Here is a 19,555-nt window from a genome sequence, read left to right as displayed (position 1 = left end):
CTAAGAGCTGTACACTGAGAACTATAGTTCTATTTTATCAGAATTGTGATTAATTTACTACATTTGCATTGGTATTATTTGGAGCAAAAAAGAAAGAAAGCCTCGAATCAGTCGAAGCCTTCTTTTTTACTTTAGTTATTATATGTACTTTCTACTACAGGTTCTTCTCCCCATGGTTCTGGGTCTATAAGATCACCACAGTAACCTATAGCCATATTAACAAATAAAGTAAGTGCAAGTACTAATACAAACAATACTTTTTTCATCTTCAGCCCTTTACCCCCTTTTTTATATTTAGCCACTAGCTATTAGCTATTGGCTTAAGTGCTTTCAGAAACTCTAACTGATAAATTCTAATAACTGTTTTACTCTATTAATATCTCTATCGAAATAATATCTACACAGCTTTAGAATTAACTTCTCAATCCCTGGAATATCTCTTTTCTTTTGTATTCCTTTTTGTAGCAATATAATAATATCTTGCAATAAACTATCTTTTATATATTTATCACCTGAACCTATATAGACATCTAAAAATTTTTCATATATCTTTATTAAGGATACATCATTATATCTATCTTTATATTTTTTAAAAATTTCTTCTGCTTTCCTATAATCACCTAAATTTATATATATATCAATAATGCAAGTTGTTACCAATACTATAAAACAACTATCTTTTAGGCATTTTCCAACTTGCAAGCTTTTTTCTAAATAATCCAAAGCTTTTTTTGTTTCTCCGGTTTTTATATAGGTTTCTCCAATATTTTTATAAGCTATAGCTTTCATTTTTTTATTAGATTTTTGATTGCTAATTCTCAATATCTCCTTAAATACATCTATAGCTTCTTCGAAATTTTTCTTAGATGTAAATATATTTCCCTTTAGTAATAGAATATCTAAATATTTTTCCATACTGATTTTAGTATAATTATTGCTAAGTAAATTAATCAGTCTTAAAGCTTCATCGTAATTTCCTATTTTGTAATTAGCTAAAGAATTATTAAATAGTACTCTTGTTTCAATTGATAAATCCTTAATACTATTAGCCTTAAGTAAAGCTAAAGCATAGTTATTATAATTTATACTTTCTTCAAATCTTTCTGTCTTTAATGCACAACGTCCTAATTTAGTATTTAATAAAGCTGTATTCTTTATATCTCCAATTTTTATATAGTTTTCTAAAGCTCTCATATAGTGACTGTTACTTTCAACGAATTTGCTTATATTGTAAAAATAATCCCCACCTAGTTCATATATTTTTGCCTTTCTTTTAGATAATTCACATATATTTAATTTTTCTTTTGCATTAATTAATTCTTGCTCAAATTTAATATAATCTGTATACAAATAGTCCTTTAACTTAGATATAAATGTATCTAATTGGTATTCTATTTGCTGTTTTTCATCTGCTAATAGATAATCAGCATCTATTTCAAAGTCTAGCTCTTTTTCCTCTATTATCTTCTTTAAGCTTTGTGCTATTATTTCAGCTGTGGACCTTGTTAACTTTACTTTTCCACTCTCTATATAACTAATTAAACTTCTATCTACTTGTCCACCTGTAACTTGCTCTTGATTTACCTTTAAATGTTTTCTTATAGCTCTCAATTTTTTATGTTTTGGTAATATAACATCCTCTAATATATACATTTACCTAACCCCTTATCTTGCTTATTTAATTAGGTCACTTATTAAAAAATTATATAGCTTTCTTAATTACTATATTATACCTATTTTTGACAAAATGCAATCGATTTCGTTATATTTTACTAATATTTTTAAAATTTCAGCTTTAGACTATTCGCTGTTCGCCTTTCGCTTTTAGCTTTCCGATAATAATTCTGTAAATATTTTCTCTTACTTTAAAACTTGTATTTAACTTAATTACAAGCTTTAAAGTAAATATACTTTCCTAGGCATTTTAAAAAAGGATTTTTTTTGAAAACATACTATGTGTTTCATGTTATAACTTAAGGTAAAAATCACATAATAAAAATGTAAGTAAAAACACTTACAAAATATTTTGTCTGGGGGTAATTTGGTGAATAATTATACTAACACACCTAACCTTAATAATTCAATGAACATTAGAGCTTATGAAATTCAAGAAGCTCGTAAAAGAATGGGAACTTTAAACAATCAAGCTACTACTGGTATGGGAATGACTAATGCTAGTTATACAAATTCAGCTGGGTTAAATCAACAAACTCAAAACTATACAAACCAAGGTCTAGGTTATAGTAATAATATGTCTAACATGACATATTATCAAAACACTCCAAGTTTAAGTAGTTCATCTTCTGTTGGTTATGCTGAAATACAAAAAGCTAAGCAAGATATGTTTCAAAGTTCAACACCTCAGAACAATACAATGTATTAACATTAACTAGGCTAGGAGCTAATTCCTAGCCTTTTATATTTGCTTTGCTACTCCCTAATCTTCTACTCTCTACTACTCTATTCTCTAACTTCCCATACTTATTTTCTTATTGCTACTAACTACTAACAAATTTATTGCATTCCCCATATTTCCCCTTACTTTTTGCATTTTCTTTGATAAAATAAGATTGTGACATTATGGGGGAGGGATTTTAATTGATTAATTTCAATAAGATACTAAAAGATAAAGTGGTTATAACTTATTTAAGTATTTCTTTATTGATGTTTATTTATATCGTATTTAGCTGTAATTTTACAACTGAAACGGACAAGCTTATGTTTAATGCTACATCTATTAAAGAAACTTTACAAGGCTACAAAGTTCTCATAAACGACCAACAAATAGGTATAGTTGAAAGTAAAGATACAGTTGAAAATATGACTTCACAAATAAAAAGTGAACTAGAAAATACGAAGGGTTTAAATGTATCTGTTAATAAAAGTTTATTAAATTTTCAAAAGACTTCTATAACTACAACTAAATTTACTCCATTAGATAAATTATATGAAAACTTAAAGAAAAACCTAAAATTTATGGCTAACTGCTATAGTATAAACATAAACGGTGAAAATATAGTATTTTTAAAGACCAAGGCTGACGCTGAAAAAGTAATTAATGAAATTAAATCCCTATATTTACCTAAAGAAATAGAAAAGGAAAATTATGACCTTGAATACATAAAAATATTAGAGGATATTGAAATAAAAGAAGTAGAAGCAGACGTTAATAGTATAATGACTAATGATAATGCTAAAAAATATCTACTTCAAGGTACAACAGAAGAGAAAAAATATAAAGTACAAAAAGGTGACAGTTTGTGGGTTATAGCTAAAAATAACAATATGACAGTAGAAGATATTATAAAAGCTAACCCTAATATAAATCCTACTTTAATACATATTGGTGACGAATTAAATCTTATAGTTCCAAAACCTTATTTAAATGTTGAAGTTAAATATACATATAAATATAAGGAAAGTATTCCTTATGATACTGTAGTAAAAAAAGATTCTAGTCTAGAAAGAACAAAATGGATAGTTAAAAAGAATGGAAAATCAGGTAAAAAAGAAGTAACTGCTGAAATTACAATAAAAAATGGATTAATAGAAAACAGAAAAATTATAGATAAAAAGATATTATCAGAGCCTGTTACACAAATAGTACTTAAAGGTACAAAGAGAACTTACGAAGATGAATTAGCTTCAGCTTTTTTACCTGAAGGTACAGGAGTTTTAACTTCTAGATTCGGTATGAGATGGGGACGTCATCATGACGGTATTGACTATGGTGTTCCTGTTGGTACCCCTGTATATGCCTTAATGGAAGGAACTGTTAAATTCTCTGGATGGAAGTCAGGATATGGTTATATTGTAATACTAGAACATGCCAATGGATACGAAACATATTATGCTCATAATAGTAAATTATTAGTTAAAAAAGGTGATAAAGTATCTAAAAGACAAACAATAGCCTACTCAGGTAATACTGGTAGAAGTACAGGTCCTCATGTTCATTTTGAAATACATAAGGATGGAAAGTTATTGAATCCATTGGATTATTTGAAGAAGCATTATAAGTAATATAAGCGGCCAAAAAAGGCCGCTTTTTGGCTATTCGCTTTTCGCTATTAGCTGTTAGCAAAAAATTTAAAGAAAATTTACTCAGTCTAGGGACGTGGGCGTCCCTCGACAACAGATTCCCTACTCTCTACTACTCTATCCTCTAATACTCTATTACTCTAATACTCTAATCCCTTATTCTCTACTACTCTCTATCCTCTACTACTCTATTACTCTAATTGTAAATTGTAAATTGTCAATTGTGAATTGCAAATTGTTTTTAATTCCCCCTTATCTTTTTTAGCTTTTTTTGGTATAATGGAAGAAAGAAGAGTAAGTCATTACTTTTATTTTTTGTCCGTTATGCAACCGATTGCACAATATTCATAACTGTTAATCACTCGAAAGGTAGGTGAAACCTATGAATAAACAATATACTAAAATTGATGAGTGGAATATAATCGAAGAAGGTTTACATCCAGACGACAATAGAATATATGAAAGTATTATGAGTATAGGTAACGGTCATATGGGAATGCGTGGTAACTTTGAAGAAGATTACTCAGGTGATTCTCTACAAGGTACATATATTGCTGGAGTATATTACCCTGATAAAACAAGAGTTGGTTGGTGGAAAAATGGATATCCTGAATATTTCGCTAAAGTACTAAATGCTACTAATTTTATAGGTATCGGTGTTATGATTGATGACGAAGTTATTGACCTAGCTAAAACTAAAGTAGAAGACTTTAAGCGTATTCTTAATATGAAGCATGGTTATCTACTAAGAACCTTTACTATTGTAGACTCTAAAGGTAGAAAAACTAAAGTTGAAGTGAAAAGGTTTACAAGTATTAAAGACCTAGAAGTAGCAGCTATATCTTACAGTATCACTCCACTAAATCATGACGCTTCAGTTACCTTTACACCATACTTAGACGGAGATGTATCTAATGAGGACTCTAACTATGGAGAAAAATTTTGGTTAGAGGTTGACAAATCAGTAGATAAATATGAAGGTCATTTGACAATGAAAACTAAAAAATTAGACTTCCATGTATGTACAGCTATGAAATACAATGTCCTTCAAGATAATATCGAATTAAAAGGCCAAATAGAGTCTATAGAAAAAGAAAAATATGTAGGTAATACAATAACTGTTACTGCTAAAAAAGGTAGTACTACTACCCTATACAAATACATAGCAGTAACAACAAATCGAGATTATCCTGTTAATGAAATTAAAAATGCTTCTATTGAAAGAGTAAATTATGCATATGACAAAGGATTCGATAAATTATTTGAAGAACATAGTAATGCTTGGGAAGAACGCTGGTTAGAAAGTGACATTATTATAGAAGGTGACCCAAGTGCTCAACAAGGTATTAGATTTAATATATTCCAGTTAAATCAAACCTATACTGGACATGACCCAAGACTAAATATAGGACCTAAAGGTTTTACAGGTGAAAAATATGGTGGTAGTACATACTGGGATACTGAAGCCTATTGCTTAAACTTTTATTTAAGTACTAGAGAACAAAATATTGCAAGGAATTTACTAATCTATAGATATAATCACCTTGAAAAGGCAAAGGAAAATGCTCGTAAGCTGGGTATGAAGGGTGCCCTTTATCCTATGGTAACTATGAACGGTGAAGAATGTCACAATGAATGGGAAATCACCTTTGAAGAAATTCATAGAAATGCTGCTATCTCCTACGCTATATATAATTATGTAAGATATACAGATGATAAGGATTATTTAGCTGAATATGGATTTGAAGTTTTAGTAGAAACCAGTAGATATTGGGCAGACCGTGTTAATTATAATCCATTTAAGGATAAATACATGATACTTGGAGTAACAGGTCCTAATGAATATGAAAACAATGTAAACAATAACTGGTATACAAACACTATGGCAGCTTGGAATTTAGATTATACTCTAAAAGTGAAAGAATTCCTAAAAAATGAATATCCTGATAGATATGAAGAATTAATAGATAAATTAAATCTTACAGACAAAGAAACAGAAAAATGGCAGGATATCATAGATAAGATGTATTATCCTTATATAGAATCATTAGATGTATTTGAGCAACAAGATGGATATATGGACAAAGAAATGAAAACTGTTGACGATATTCCTAAAGACGAACTTCCTATTAACCAGAACTGGTCATGGGATAGAATACTTCGTTCTTGTTTCATTAAACAAGCCGATGTATTACAAGGACTATATTTCTTAAATGATAGATATGACTTAGAAACAAAGAAACGTAATTTTGACTTTTATGAGCCAAAAACTGTTCATGAATCTTCACTATCTCCTTGTGTTTACTCTATTATTGCAGCTGAAATAGGATATGAAGACAAAGCCTATGAATTATATCTAAGAACTGCTAGATTAGACCTAGATAATTACAATAATGATACCGATGATGGTCTTCATATTACAAGTATGGCAGGGACTTGGATGTCTATAGTACATGGCTTTGGTGGTATGAGAATAAAAAATGATACCCTATCTTTAAGTCCTTTTATTCCTAAAGCTTGGGCTAGATACTCATTTAAAATTCTATTTAGAGGACATTTGTTAAAGGTTATTACCGATAAAGACCAAGTTAGAATAGTTCAGGAAAAAGGAGATACATTCACTCTTAAGATTTATGATGAGGATTATACATTAAATGAAAATGGCGAGATAACTGTAGATATACAACATCAACAGATTAGTTTAGCGGTTAATTAGCTATTGGCTTCTGTTCTTGACCTCAAGAGATAGCTTAGTCGAGGGACGAGGGCGTCCCTCGACAACGGAAGGTTAGCTATTAGCTTTTGTTCTTGATGAACGCCCTCGTCCATCAAGAACAGAAAAAACCCTTGAGACTCATGTCTCAAGGGTTTTTTATAATGCTAGTAGCCAGTACCAAGTACCTAGCACCTAAAAGCGACAAAGTCGCTTTTTTATCTAAGCTTAAATCTATTAACTCCTTCATTCATATTCTTAGTCATTTCATTTAACTTTTTAGCGGTTTCAGCTACTTCTTCTGCCGCTGCATTAGTTTGCTGTGATGAAGCAGCTATCTGTTGAGCTGTAACTGACGCTTCATTAGCTACCTGTGACACTGTATCTATTTTATCAATAATTCCGTCCTTTTCATTATTAATCTTAATTAATGATTCTCTAACCTCTTCAAATCTAGGTAGAATAGTTTCTATTGAATCAATAATTTCCTTAACAGATGCTATTGTATTATCAATCTCCTGCGATTGATTAGTTAAATTTCTATTAACACTATTTGTTGTATTAACCACTCCAATAGCTTCCTCTGAAATATTAAATATCATTCCATTTATCTTCTCTGCTGCACCTTTTGACTGCTCTGCTAATTTTCTTATTTCATCTGCAACAACTGCAAAGCCCCTTCCTACTTCCCCTGCCCTTGCAGCTTCTATAGAAGCATTTAATGCTAAAAGATTAGTCTGGTCTGAAATTTCATTAATAAGTTCTGTACTTGTACTTATATTTTGGATGTTATTGCTCAGTTCATTAATTTTTGAACTTACATTATCAAAGGATTTACTTATATCTCCAATAGATTTTATGAGTAATTCAAGCTTTTGATTTCCCATTTTAGCTAAACCATCTGTAGTTGTAGCTATATTATTAACTTCTTCAATGGCTGTAACAACGCTTTCAATCTCTTCACCAAAATAAGCTACCGAATCGTTGACATTTGATAGCTCCTTTGCCTGCTGAATGGCTCCTGTAGAAACCTCTTCTATTGCCTTTACTACTTCTTTTGAAGATGAACTCATTTCCATTGCTACTTCCGATAAAGTATAAGAATGCTGCCCTATTTTTATAGAGTTATCTTTTACAAGTTTAAGCATACCTGAAATGTCTTGTATAACTTTATGTAAAGCCTTTTTCATAATACCAAACTCATTTTTGCTATTATTATCTATATGTACTGTAAAATCTCCCTTTGATATTATGGTCAGTCTATTAACCATATCTTTCATTGAACGTTTGATTGTATAAATAATTATTATTGCAAATATAATAAGTACCAGTATTGCTATCCCTGACAATATTAAAAATACTTTTACATTCTCTTTGTAAACATTATAGCTTTCTATCTTTATCTCTTCTGCTTTAGCCCTGTTATACTTAACTAATCCATTTAAATGATTAACAATATTATTCTCATATGAAGCGATATTTCTTACTTGTGTACTCTTAGCTTTTCCTTGCTTAGATAGGGTCTCTTTTATTTTTTCCCACTCACTTAAATATGATTTATAATACTCTTTAAACATAGTTAAATATCTAATTTCATTGTCATCTAGCTTTAACTCTTCAAATTCAGCAATTAAACCTTGTATTTTTTTATCATTACTCATTATTTCTTGGTCATACTCATAATATAGTTTGCTTTCCATACCTCTAGCTATATTGTATCTAATAGTATAAAAATAATTTTCTATTTCCCCTATTTTTACTATTGGTAAAAGTCTGTTGCTATATAAAGAATTGGTGTTATTATTAATTGTTTGCATTGAAAAGTATCCTACTCCACTAATTACTAAAGAAAATACAACCGCTATCATTAATACTAATAGAATACCCTTAATAATCTTTACATCTCGTACTCTTGCTTTTAGTCCCTTTTTTCTCTTCTCTTTTTTCATACTAAGTCCCCCATTCTTAAGAAATGAAATATAAAAATTTCATCAAAGCTTTCCCTTTCCCTAGCATCCCCTCCTATAAAGCTAAATTGAAATGGACTTCGTGGCTTTTTTGTTAGTGGTACGTTGTTTCTGATTCAGTTCTTAGAATTTAAAATTGTAAAGGAATATAATTTAAAGTTAATTTTGTATTAATTTTCAAAAATATTTTAACATAATTATACTATATAACAAAACTTTATGCAAACGGTTGCATTTCAAGATTTTTTTATGTATAATTACATTAAATGAATAAAATTTTTAATAATTCAAAATTTTTAGGAGGGATTAATAATGTCTAATAATTTACCTAAAGTAGCTTACTTCTGTATGGAATACGGTCTAGATACTTCCCTTAGAACTTATGCTGGTGGACTTGGTATATTAGCTGGTGATTACTTAAAAGGAGCTAAAGACCATAACTATCCTATCGTAGGTATAGGTATCAAATGGAAGCAAGGCTACACTGACCAAATGATTGACGAAGATGGACGTCCTTATGATACATACCATAATTATGAATATGACTTTTTAAAGGATACTGGCGTTAAAGTTACAGTTAAGATACGTCAAAGAGATGTAGTATGTAAAGTGTGGGAGGTAGACAAATTTGGCAATGCTCCTCTTTATCTATTAGACACTGACTTACCTGAAAACGAAGATAGTTGGATTACAGGACAATTATATGGATGGTTTGGCGAAGAAAGAATTGCACAAGAAATGGTTCTGGGTATAGGTGGTATTAAAGCTTTAAGAGCCCTTGGTATAGATATAGATGTATATCATTTCAACGAAGGGCACGCAGTATTTGCTGGTCTTGAATTATTAAGAGAAAAGATGGACAAGGGGATGTCCTTCGAGGAAGCACTAAAAGCTACTCGCGAAGAAATAGTATTTACTACACATACACCTGTAATTCAAGGTAATGAATCCCATTATTTAGATAGATTAATGTACATGGGAGCAAATAACGGATTAACTATAGAGCAAATGGTTCAAATCGGTGGCTCTCCTTTCAATATGACAGTAGCGGCTTTAAAATTGTCCCGTATATCAAATGCAGTTGCTCAATTACACTGCAAAACAGCTAATAAGATGTGGGAGCACGTAGACAATAGATCTGAAATAATAGGTATAACAAATGCAATCCACTTACCTACTTGGGTTGACGAAAGAATGATTGATGCTGCTGAAAATGACGGAGACCTTTGGGAAACTCATATGGATAATAAGAAAAAATTAATTGAATTTGTTAAAGAGAGAACTGGAGCTGAGCTAGATAGTGATAAACTATTAATCGGTTTCTCTAGAAGAGCTGCTCCATATAAGAGAAGTAACTTCATATTCTCAGATGAATCTGTAATCGACCCATTATTAAAAGAAGGTAAGATTCAATTAGTGTTCTCTGGTAAAGCCCATCCATTAGATGACACTGGTAAGAAAATCGTTGAAAATATTGTTAAGATGACTAAGAAATATCCTAACTCAGTAGTATTCTTAGAAAACTACGATATGACTATAGGTAAAATGTTAACTAGAGGCTCAGATATTTGGTTAAATAACCCAAGAAGACCTAAGGAAGCAAGTGGTACTTCTGGTATGAAGGCTGCAATGAATGGAGTTCTTAACTTTAGTATCCTTGATGGATGGTGGCCTGAAGCTTGTGAGCATGGTGTAAACGGATGGCAATTTGGCGATGGATTTGAAAGTGAAAATGTACAAGAGCAAGATGCACACGACTTAAAGGCACTTTATAAGGTATTATTAGAGGAAGTTATTCCTACTTACTATGATAACCGTGATAAATGGGTAGAAATGATGAAAAACAGTATCTTAAGCACTAAGGATAAGTTTGCAGTTAAGAGAATGCTTGAAGAATATTATAATGAGATGTATATGTAAAAAGCGGCTATAAGCCGCTTTTTGGCTATTAGCCTTTCGCTTTTCGCTATTAGCCAAATTAGAACTCCTCGTTTGTATAAGAATAAAAAATATGAGAATACCTTATAGTAATTTGGCTTAGAAAATTAGCACATAACCATAAAACTAGCGGCGAAGATTCGCCGCTAGTTTTTATTATCTTTCCACTACTAATTCAAATTCAGCTTTATCTACATCTACAGTGAAGTCTTCATTTACTTCTAGATTTTCACCATTTAATGTTACATTAGCTTTGTTATCTACTCCATGTATATGTAGCTTTAATGCTGGTATTTTATAGTTATCTTTATTTACTTCTGATTTGATAACTAATTTTTCTTTGTTATCTTCCATAGTGAATTTAACTAAAGAGTATACTCCATCTTCATACTCAAAGCTCATTCCATCATCTAAGTATAGGTCATACTCTCCATTTGCTCCTGCATAGAAGTGAATGTGTAGTGTTTTTTCTTCTTGACCAACAAACTCTACTACCTCATCTTTAGGTAATATAGCTCCTGCTTTAACGTATATAGGTAATATATCGATTGGAGCTTCTTTAATGATGTATTGGCCACCTTCTATTTTTTCGCCAGTCCAATAGTCATACCATTCTCCCTCTGGAATGTAAATCATCCTTCTATCTGCACCTGGTCTTACTATAGGACAAACCATAATATTTTCTCCATATAAGAATTGGTCATTTATATTATGAGTTTTCTCATCATTTTGATAGTGGTAGAATAGTGGTCTCATTACAGGCTCTCCTGTTAATGAACTATGTCTCATTAAGTTATATAGGTATGTTATGAATTCGTATCTTAACTTGATATATTTCTTTGTTATCTCTAAAGTCTCTTCGCCAAAGCACCAAGGCTCTTGGTTTATAGTACCTTGTGCACTATGGTTTCTAAATAATGGAGTAAATGCACCTAATTGAGTCCAACGTGCTAATAATTCTCCATTAGAATCTCCATCGAATCCTCCTACGTCTGCACCAATGAAAGTATATCCACTTAACCCTAAATTCATAAACATAGGCATACTAGATTCTAAATGCTCCCATATACTTGAGTTATCTCCAGTCCAAAGTGCTGCATATCTTTGACATCCTGCAAATGCTGCTCTTGTAAGTAAGAATGGTCTTTTATTAGGCTGTAACTTTCTTAAGCCCTCATAGGTTCCTATAGCCTCTAATGTACCATACATGTTGTGAATTTCTGAGTGTAATTTTTCTTCACCATCGTCTGTCTTGTGCACACAATCTTCTGGTATTGTTTTTGTTTCAGTTGAAAAGTCTGATGGCTCATTCATATCATTCCAAATACCTTCTACTCCATCTTCTAATAGGTCTTTATGTAATTCTGCCCACCACTCTCTTACTTCTTTTCTTAAGAAATCAGGGAACACTGCATCTCCAGGCCAAACTTCTCCTACATAATCTTTGCCTTCTGCATCTTTTACATAATAATCTCTAGCCTTTCCATCTTCATATACACTATATCCTTCTTCAACCTTAACTCCTGGGTCAATGATTACTACTACCTTGTAGCCCATTCCCTTTAATCTTTTTAGCATTTCTCTAAATTCATTAAACTTCTCTGAATCTACAGTAAATACTTTGTAATCAACCATGTAGTCAATATCTAAGTATAATACATCACATGGTATTCCTTCTTTTCTCATTCTTGTAGCTACTTCCATTAATTGTTCTCTATTTTCATAGCTCCATCTACACTGCTGATATCCTAAAAAGTCCTTTCTAGGAAGTGGCATAGTTCCTGTAAGTAAGCTATATCCTTTAACTACCTCAGATACCTTCTTATCATAAATAAAGTAATAATCTAAATTTCCTCCTTCTGCACTGAAGCTAACTACATCATCTTTAGTTTTTCCAAAGTCAAAATAAGTTCTGTGACTGTTATCGAAGTATATTCCATATGCCTTTTCATTGTCTAAACCAATATAGAATGGAATAGATGTATGATATTCTTTAAGCCTTGGATTATGTAATGGAGCTACCCCTAACACGTCTGTATTCCAGTTAGCTGTTTCAGTTCCCTTTTTATTCAGCCATGCATATTTTTCACCTACACCGTAAAATCCATTTTCCCAAATAAGTTGTTTTTCTACTTTAGGCTTATCAGTAGATATAGCTTTGTCTCTACTTAATAGATTTCCTTCTAGGTCGTATATAGAAACTTTTAATGTATCTTCATCAATAACTATTTTCAACTGATTTGTTTTTATCACATTTGCTTCAAGTTCTACTTCTGTTTTTTGTGGTTTAGCTATTACTGCTAATGTTGAATCAGGTAGCTTTTCTTCAGTACTATAAGCAAATCTCACTATATTGTCTGCATAAAATGCAATGTCTAGATATAAGTCCTTTTTTTCAACTGTGTAACCATAAGTTGTTTTTCTTATCATAGAATATTCCTCCCCTTTTAGAAATTGTATAATTATAAACTGCTTAGCTATTCGCCTTTCGCCCTTCGCTAATCCTTAATCCTTAATTGATAATCCATTGGAGCTTTAGAATTTTTTTGTAAGTTTGATGCTTGATTTTCTCCAAATTATTACGAGTATGAACGTTTTTTATTCTTATGACCTATATATCTCCCCATAAACTCTAAGCACCTCAGCCACAGACCAAGCTTGAGCTGGACATCCTCTAGGGTAAAATGGTTCATCTCCTTCTAATATCTCAGATATGCTACCTATACATCCATCTTTCATATGAGCTTTAAATAAATCTAACATCTCTTTAGCCTTATTCTTACTTTCCTTGGAATAATCATATACCTTCACATATGCCTCGATAAATGGACCTATTAGCCAAGGCCATACAGTACCCTGATGATATGCTCCATCTCTACTCAATACATCCCCTCTATATTGACCAATGTATTCTCTATCATCCTTGGGTAAGGTTCTTAAGCCATAGGGTGTATATAATTTTTCATAAACCTTACTTACAACTAATCTACTCTTTTCCTTATCTAACATAGTAAATGGTAGACTAACTGCTATGATTTGATTAGGTCTTATTTTATCTATCCTTTTGCCATCCTGTATTGCATCATATAGACACTTCTCTTTTTCATTCCAAAACTTATCTACAAAGGCTTTTTTAGTTTTTTCAGCTAATTCTCTATATTCCTTTGAATCTTCGCCAAATTTTTCTGATAAAAGCTCCATTATCTTAAGGGCATTATACCATAAAGCATTAATTTCAACAGCCTTTCCATGTCGGGGTGTAACTACCCAACCATTTACTTTGACATCCATCCAAGTTAGCTGTGTTCCAGGGCCTCCAGCTGAAAGAAGACCATCTTCATCCACATAGATATCATAAACTGTACCCTCTAGGTGATGTTTTATAATCTGTTTTAAATATGGATATATTTCATTTTTAATTGTTTCTTCATCCCCTGTATACTCTAAATATTTGTACACAGCATTGAAAAACCAAAGAGTTCCATCTACTGTATTATACATTGGTTCAACATTTTCATCGGGAAACATATTTGGTATTAGCCCATTCTTTATATATTTAACAAATGTAAGTAATATCTCTTTGGCATCTTCATATCGCTTTGTAGCCAAAGTAAGACCTGGTAAAGCTATCATAGTATCTCTACCCCAGTCGGTAAACCAGGGATACCCTGCTATGACAGTTTTAGTACCAGTTGACTCCCTATTAACTATAAACTGATCTGCTGCTAATACTAATTCCTTTAGCATATCATCTCTAAAACCAGCCTTCTCTATAAGCTTTTGTCTTCTTTCCTTTTCTTTCTCTAATATAGATAAAGCATCTAATTTATCAGTATCCTCTATTGTTGCTGTAAAATAAATAGTGTATTTACTGTAAGGCTTCATTTCATAAATAAATTCTCCAGGAATAAAGTGAAAATCAATACAATCTAATCCCCTTTGCTTTTCATTACTATAGAACATAGGTAATGACCATTGTTCTTTTTCTTTATACTGGCAATTAGATGATATTTTTAATGTCAATTTTTCTTTTTCTTCAACTAGTTTAAGTATTCCTTCTTTATAGCTTTGAATGTATTTAAAATCTTCTCTTTTACTTGTATCATGGTGATCTCTAAAGTTGGTATAGGGTATAAAGGTCATTTTAACAGGTTTATTACCTGTTTCTACTTTATATACTACTACAACTGTATTCTTACCATACTCCATTGCTATTTCCTTTTCTATAGTTATATCGTCTATTCCATAAGAAAACTTTGGTAGTAAAGTATTTGTAAATTTTCTTAAATACAAATGTCCATTATCCCTTTTTCCAATAAAATCATTAGTTTGAAGATTATACTTTTGATTTCCAACTTCTATTATCTCATCTATCTTTGAAAGTAACAAATATCTTTTAACCGGTGGTACTAATGAAGCGTTTAAAAGTCCATGGTATTTTCTTATATTGGCTCCTATTACAGTAGAAGAACAGAATCCACCTATTCCATTAGTTATTAAATACTCTTTTTCAATCCCCTTTTCAAAGGTATTCCAATCTGATATTCCAAATTCCACCTTTTATCCCCCTTACTTTTACTCTTCTACCTCAAATATCAATGCCTTGTTTTGAAGTTCAATTTTTCCCTCTTTAACTTCTACATGGGTATTATCTATTAAATTTCTATAAACTCCATCTTTTAAGCTTAAATTTAATTTACCCAACTTATTTTCAACATTAAATATACCTACTAATTTTTTACCTTTATATTCATATGTAGCATAAATAATACCTTTTTTATCTGCTTTATGAATGTTATATTTGCCATAGGCAAATACTTTTCTTTTCTTAATCTCTCCAAGGAGTTTAAGATAATTAATAAAGTCTATATCTAGTCCTTCCCAATTGATTTTATCTATATCGAAAAGGCTTGGAGTATTATCATCTTGAGCCTCCTGGCCTCCGTACAATAAAACTGCTCCCTTTTGAAAATACATAAATGCTGTCCATACTTTTAACATATCTTCATTACTTATTAGCTTCTTTATTCTAGGCTGGTCATGATTTTCTAAAAATCTAAGTTTCACATAATTATCTGGATAAATATATTCCTGCTGTCTTATTTTCTCTAAATAATCTTCAAGCTCTATTTCACCATTTAAATAAGCTTTAAAATATGGATGCACATCATAGTCATATGTAATATCAAATGCATTATATATTTCACTATCTGATGCAGCATAAAATCCTTTGTCCCTTAAATAAGTGATAAATCCTGTCTCCACTGTTTCAGAAAGCCAAATAACACTTTCTTTTATCTTTTCAACCTCTTTTCTTGCTTTCTGCCAAAACTCAACCGGCACCAAAGGAGCAACATCGCATCTAAAACCATCTACTCCTATAGATACCCAATGTTTTAATACATCAATTTGTTCATCCCAAAGCTTTTCATTACTATAATCTAAGTCTATTACATCATACCAATCCCCTACCTTATTGCCCATATCTCCATCTTCATTCCTGTAAAAATATTCTGGATGCTCTTTGAATAGATAAGAATCAGGAGATGTATGATTAAATACTACGTCTATCATGCATAACATACCATGTTTATGAATTTCATTGACTAATTGTTTAAAATCTTCTAATGAACCATATTCAGGATTTATTTCTCTATAATTGCGTATCGCATAGGGACAACCTAGACTTCCCTTTTTATTCTTAATTCCTATAGGATGTATTGGCATAAACCATACAATATCTACACCTAAATCTTTAATTCTAGGTAAATCTTCTATTACATCTTTAAATGTCCCATTTTGCCCATGATTTCTAACATAAATTTCGTAAATTATTTTATTCCTCAATTCCTTTGCTGTGTCCTTTGCCATCGAATCCCCCCTTATAACTAATAACTTGACGATAATTTTCTGTATATTTGAAATCACAAAAATATTATAACATATTTTTGATGCAAACGGTTGCATATTTTTGATAATTCCTATACAATATAAATGTAAAGGGGGATAAAAATGTTCAAAAAAACTATCAGTATAATTATCATAGTATGTATGTTGGTTTTAAGTATTGGCTGTGAAAGTACTGATACACAACCTAAACAAAATGTAGAAAACACTAAATCTAAAGAACACGATACTATTAAATATGAAGTAGATAATGACGGTGGAAGTTTTTCACAAAATGATTTAATTTATTTTATAATGACAGACCGTTTTAATGATGGTGACACTTCGAATAATAATTTTAATGATGTAAATAAAAATAATCCGAGAGCATATCATGGTGGGGACATCAAAGGGGTAATTGAAAAGCTTGATTACATAAAATCATTGGGAGCTACTGCGATATGGCTTACTCCTGTAATGAAAAATCAACCCTATGGATATCATGGATACTGGATTACTGATTTTTATAGTGTAGACCCACATTTGGGTACTTTAGAAGATTTGAAAACGTTAGTAAAGGAAGCACATAAAAGGGATATTAAAGTTATATTAGACCATGTAGTTAATCATACAGGATATAAATCCCCTTGGTTAAAGGATAATGAAAAAAAAGATTGGTTCCATCCTAAGTTAGAAATCACTAACTGGGCTGACCAGGAACAGGTTGAAAACGGATGGTTAGCAGGATTACCTGACCTTAACCAAGATAATCCTGAGGTAAAAAAATATTTATTTAAAAACGCTTTATGGTGGATAGAACAAACAGGAATAGATGGGATGAGATTGGATACAGTAAAACATGTTGATAAAGAATTTTGGAATGAATTTGCTCATACTATCAAATCTAAATATCCTGACTTTTACCTTTTAGGTGAGGTTTGGAGCGATAGTACTGGATATTTAGAGCTATATCATCAATTAGGGATAGATGGAGTCACAAACTATTCAATGTATAAAGGTATAACTAATACATTTAAGAGATTTGGTAAGACTACATCGCTAATCCATGCAATAGAAAAGGAATATAGATTTTCTGACCCAAATATAAACGGGTTGTTTATAGATAACCATGATAATACAAGATTCGTAACATTAGCTGGAGAATATGGACAGCAGTATTTAAAACAAGCTTTAACATTTATTATGACTTATCCTGCTATACCTATAATATACTATGGTACAGAAATAGGTATGGAAGGTGGTAATGACCCTGATAATAGAAGAGATATGAAATGGGATAAGGTAGAAAGTTCAGAGATACTTAAGTTTTATAGAAATTTGGTTAAGCTTCGTAATACTAATGAAGCTTTAAAATCAGATAAATTTGAATTGTTAGACCATGATAGTTACTTCATGTCATATATAAGAGAAAATAATGGAGAATCTGTTATAGTAGTTATGAATGTACAGAATAAAAAGAAAGAAGTTACTGTTAATATACCTACTGATAACAAGGTTTATAAAAACTATTTAACAAATGAAACTTACAATGTAGAAAGTGGTAAAATAAGCTTAACCCTTAAACCTTTAGATATATTGATACTAGTTAGTAATTGAAAATTGACAATTGTTAATTGTGAATTCATGAATTAATAATAATGACCATTTGCAACTCCCCTTAATATATAGAGAAAAAGCAGCTATCCATTAGCTGCTTTTTCATTTACTCCCCACAGTTACATTAGTACTTCTTCAATAAATAAAGATAGATTTTCTAACAAGTTATATTCCTGTCCATTTGCCTTTACTATAGGTCTCAATGGATATAATTCATTCTGTTTAAATACAATCCCTTCTTCTCCATTATTTAATTTAACCGGTAGGCCTATAGGATATATGTATATTGACTTTCTAAAGGCTTCAAATACTTTGGTATCGAACTTTGTATTTACAAGTGCCTGTACTTTCTCAAAACATTGGTGGGGAAGTAAATGGGTAGTTCTCAATAATGATTCATAATAATTGCAAATGCTTAATATTTTCACTAATTCATTTTGATTTGATTCAGGTATTTTTAATGTTCCTTTTCCATCAATAGTTTCGTTTTGAAATCTAACTGTAGTATATACTAATACGGAACTATGCTTCTGTTTTAAGTATCTATATCCAAGCTCTTCATAGGGTATTTCTTCTAATCTTTTATCACTTTTTTGAATTAACTTTCCTACTTCATGTAAAAGTGCAGCTTTAGCTAGTTGCTCTATTTTTTCTTGATTAAGACCTATAGCTATACCAGTTCTTACAACAAGTAAGCATACGTTTAATGAATGTTGTGAGATATCTTCTTCCTTCATAACTTGTCCTATTGGTAAACTAACAGGTTCATTTACTATTGATGGTAAAATTTCATTTCTTATGAAACGTCCAAACTCAATATCGTTATATTGCCCTCTTTGTATATCAGAGTATATTTCATTCAGCTTTTGAATTATCTGTATCCTCTTATCCTCAGTTATTGATTCACGTAGTTCTACATCAACATTTTCGTCTTCTATGTAAATTGCATTTAATCCATTGCTCTTTAATCTTTTAATAACTCTTTCTGATAAGACTACATTATTCTGAATCAATTTTCTACCTGTCGATGATTTTATTGTCAATGCTAACTTTTTGTTTAAAATATTCTCATCTAATTTTGCTAATCGCATAAGTTTTCCTCCCTATTTTCTTTTTATATGAAGCAAGGAGGAGTGGTTTAGGATAGTTAGATAAAAAATCCCTTCCTTGCTTTATGCATAGAAGGGCCCACTGTAGGTTTTAGGTAACCGGCTACCTTAGCAAGTTTATGCCTTAGGCCCTTGGCTTTGCGTCCTTATCTTTCGACAAGTTTGCCTTTATCTAAACCTAATAATTGATGTCTATATATTATTGTTCCTACTGTAGACCTATTCTAATAATGCTATTCAATAACATAATACTATAAACGATATATAATGTAAAGATTGTCGAA

12 protein-coding genes and 1 riboswitch are annotated in these 19,555 nt (G+C 31.0%); of the genes, 5 read left to right on the top strand and 7 right to left on the bottom strand.

Features of this window, described 5'->3' with window-relative positions; genetic code table 11:
- Positions 1–131: 131 nt before the first annotated feature.
- Together L21TH_RS15085 and L21TH_RS05820 are read right to left on the bottom strand one after the other, a co-directional pair.
- Positions 132–266 (bottom strand): hypothetical protein, encoded by a 135-nt coding sequence (locus L21TH_RS15085; RefSeq protein WP_006311609.1) that lies wholly within the window; start codon positions 264–266, stop codon positions 132–134.
- Positions 267–339: 73 nt separating this feature from the next.
- On the bottom strand, positions 340–1,653 hold the full coding sequence (locus L21TH_RS05820; RefSeq protein ID WP_006311607.1) for a helix-turn-helix transcriptional regulator: 1,314 nt from the start codon (positions 1,651–1,653) through the stop codon (positions 340–342).
- A gap of 391 nt (positions 1,654–2,044) precedes the next feature.
- On the opposite strand from L21TH_RS05820, the gene L21TH_RS05815 reads away from it, so the two are divergent.
- The 3 genes from L21TH_RS05815 to L21TH_RS05805 all read left to right on the top strand — a co-directional run bounded on the left by L21TH_RS05815 (position 2,045) and on the right by L21TH_RS05805 (position 6,757).
- A complete protein-coding gene (locus tag L21TH_RS05815) occupies positions 2,045–2,383 on the top strand; it encodes a hypothetical protein (protein WP_006311600.1) in 339 nt (112 codons plus the stop codon).
- A 215-nt stretch (positions 2,384–2,598) separates the two neighbouring features.
- Positions 2,599–4,023, top strand: coding sequence for a M23 family metallopeptidase (locus tag L21TH_RS05810; RefSeq protein ID WP_006311594.1), 1,425 nt, complete (start codon positions 2,599–2,601; stop codon positions 4,021–4,023).
- A gap of 400 nt (positions 4,024–4,423) precedes the next feature.
- Positions 4,424–6,757 (top strand): glycoside hydrolase family 65 protein, encoded by a 2,334-nt coding sequence (locus L21TH_RS05805; RefSeq protein WP_006311593.1) that lies wholly within the window; start codon positions 4,424–4,426, stop codon positions 6,755–6,757.
- Between the two features lie 215 nt (positions 6,758–6,972).
- On the opposite strand, the gene L21TH_RS05800 is transcribed toward L21TH_RS05805, so the two are convergent.
- A complete protein-coding gene (locus L21TH_RS05800; protein WP_006311592.1) occupies positions 6,973–8,703 on the bottom strand; it encodes a methyl-accepting chemotaxis protein in 1,731 nt (576 codons plus the stop codon).
- Between the two features lie 330 nt (positions 8,704–9,033).
- Between L21TH_RS05800 and glgP the strand changes: the two genes are divergently transcribed.
- On the top strand, positions 9,034–10,641 hold the full coding sequence (glgP, locus tag L21TH_RS05795) for an alpha-glucan family phosphorylase (protein ID WP_006311591.1): 1,608 nt from the start codon (positions 9,034–9,036) through the stop codon (positions 10,639–10,641).
- Positions 10,642–10,815: 174 nt separating this feature from the next.
- Here the strand turns inward: glgP and L21TH_RS05790 are convergent, their stop codons facing one another.
- The 3 genes from L21TH_RS05790 to L21TH_RS05780 form a co-directional block, all read right to left on the bottom strand.
- Complete coding sequence (locus L21TH_RS05790) at positions 10,816–13,089, bottom strand: glycoside hydrolase family 31 protein (protein WP_006311590.1); 2,274 nt, start codon at positions 13,087–13,089, stop codon at positions 10,816–10,818.
- Between the two features lie 174 nt (positions 13,090–13,263).
- The gene (locus L21TH_RS05785; RefSeq protein ID WP_006311589.1) at positions 13,264–15,216 is read right to left on the bottom strand and encodes an amylo-alpha-1,6-glucosidase; all 1,953 of its coding nucleotides are present in this window, start codon (positions 15,214–15,216) and stop codon (positions 13,264–13,266) included.
- 18 nt (positions 15,217–15,234) lie between these two features.
- A complete protein-coding gene (locus tag L21TH_RS05780; RefSeq protein WP_006311587.1) occupies positions 15,235–16,530 on the bottom strand; it encodes an alpha-amylase family glycosyl hydrolase in 1,296 nt (431 codons plus the stop codon).
- 141 nt (positions 16,531–16,671) lie between these two features.
- Between L21TH_RS05780 and L21TH_RS05775 the strand changes: the two genes are divergently transcribed.
- A complete protein-coding gene (locus L21TH_RS05775; protein ID WP_006311586.1) occupies positions 16,672–18,162 on the top strand; it encodes an alpha-amylase family glycosyl hydrolase in 1,491 nt (496 codons plus the stop codon).
- Between the two features lie 119 nt (positions 18,163–18,281).
- Here the strand turns inward: L21TH_RS05775 and L21TH_RS13750 are convergent, their stop codons facing one another.
- On the bottom strand, positions 18,282–19,253 hold the full coding sequence (locus L21TH_RS13750) for an HD-GYP domain-containing protein (RefSeq protein ID WP_006311578.1): 972 nt from the start codon (positions 19,251–19,253) through the stop codon (positions 18,282–18,284).
- Positions 19,254–19,362: 109 nt separating this feature from the next.
- Positions 19,363–19,448, bottom strand: a riboswitch (cyclic di-GMP riboswitch).
- Positions 19,449–19,555: the final 107 nt, after the last annotated feature.

Origin of the sequence: Caldisalinibacter kiritimatiensis (assembly GCF_000387765.1) — a bacterium.
Lineage (GTDB): Bacteria > Bacillota > Clostridia > Tissierellales > Caldisalinibacteraceae > Caldisalinibacter > Caldisalinibacter kiritimatiensis.
Note: the sequence above shows the minus strand (reverse complement) of the source record. Positions and strands in the feature narration are given on the sequence as shown.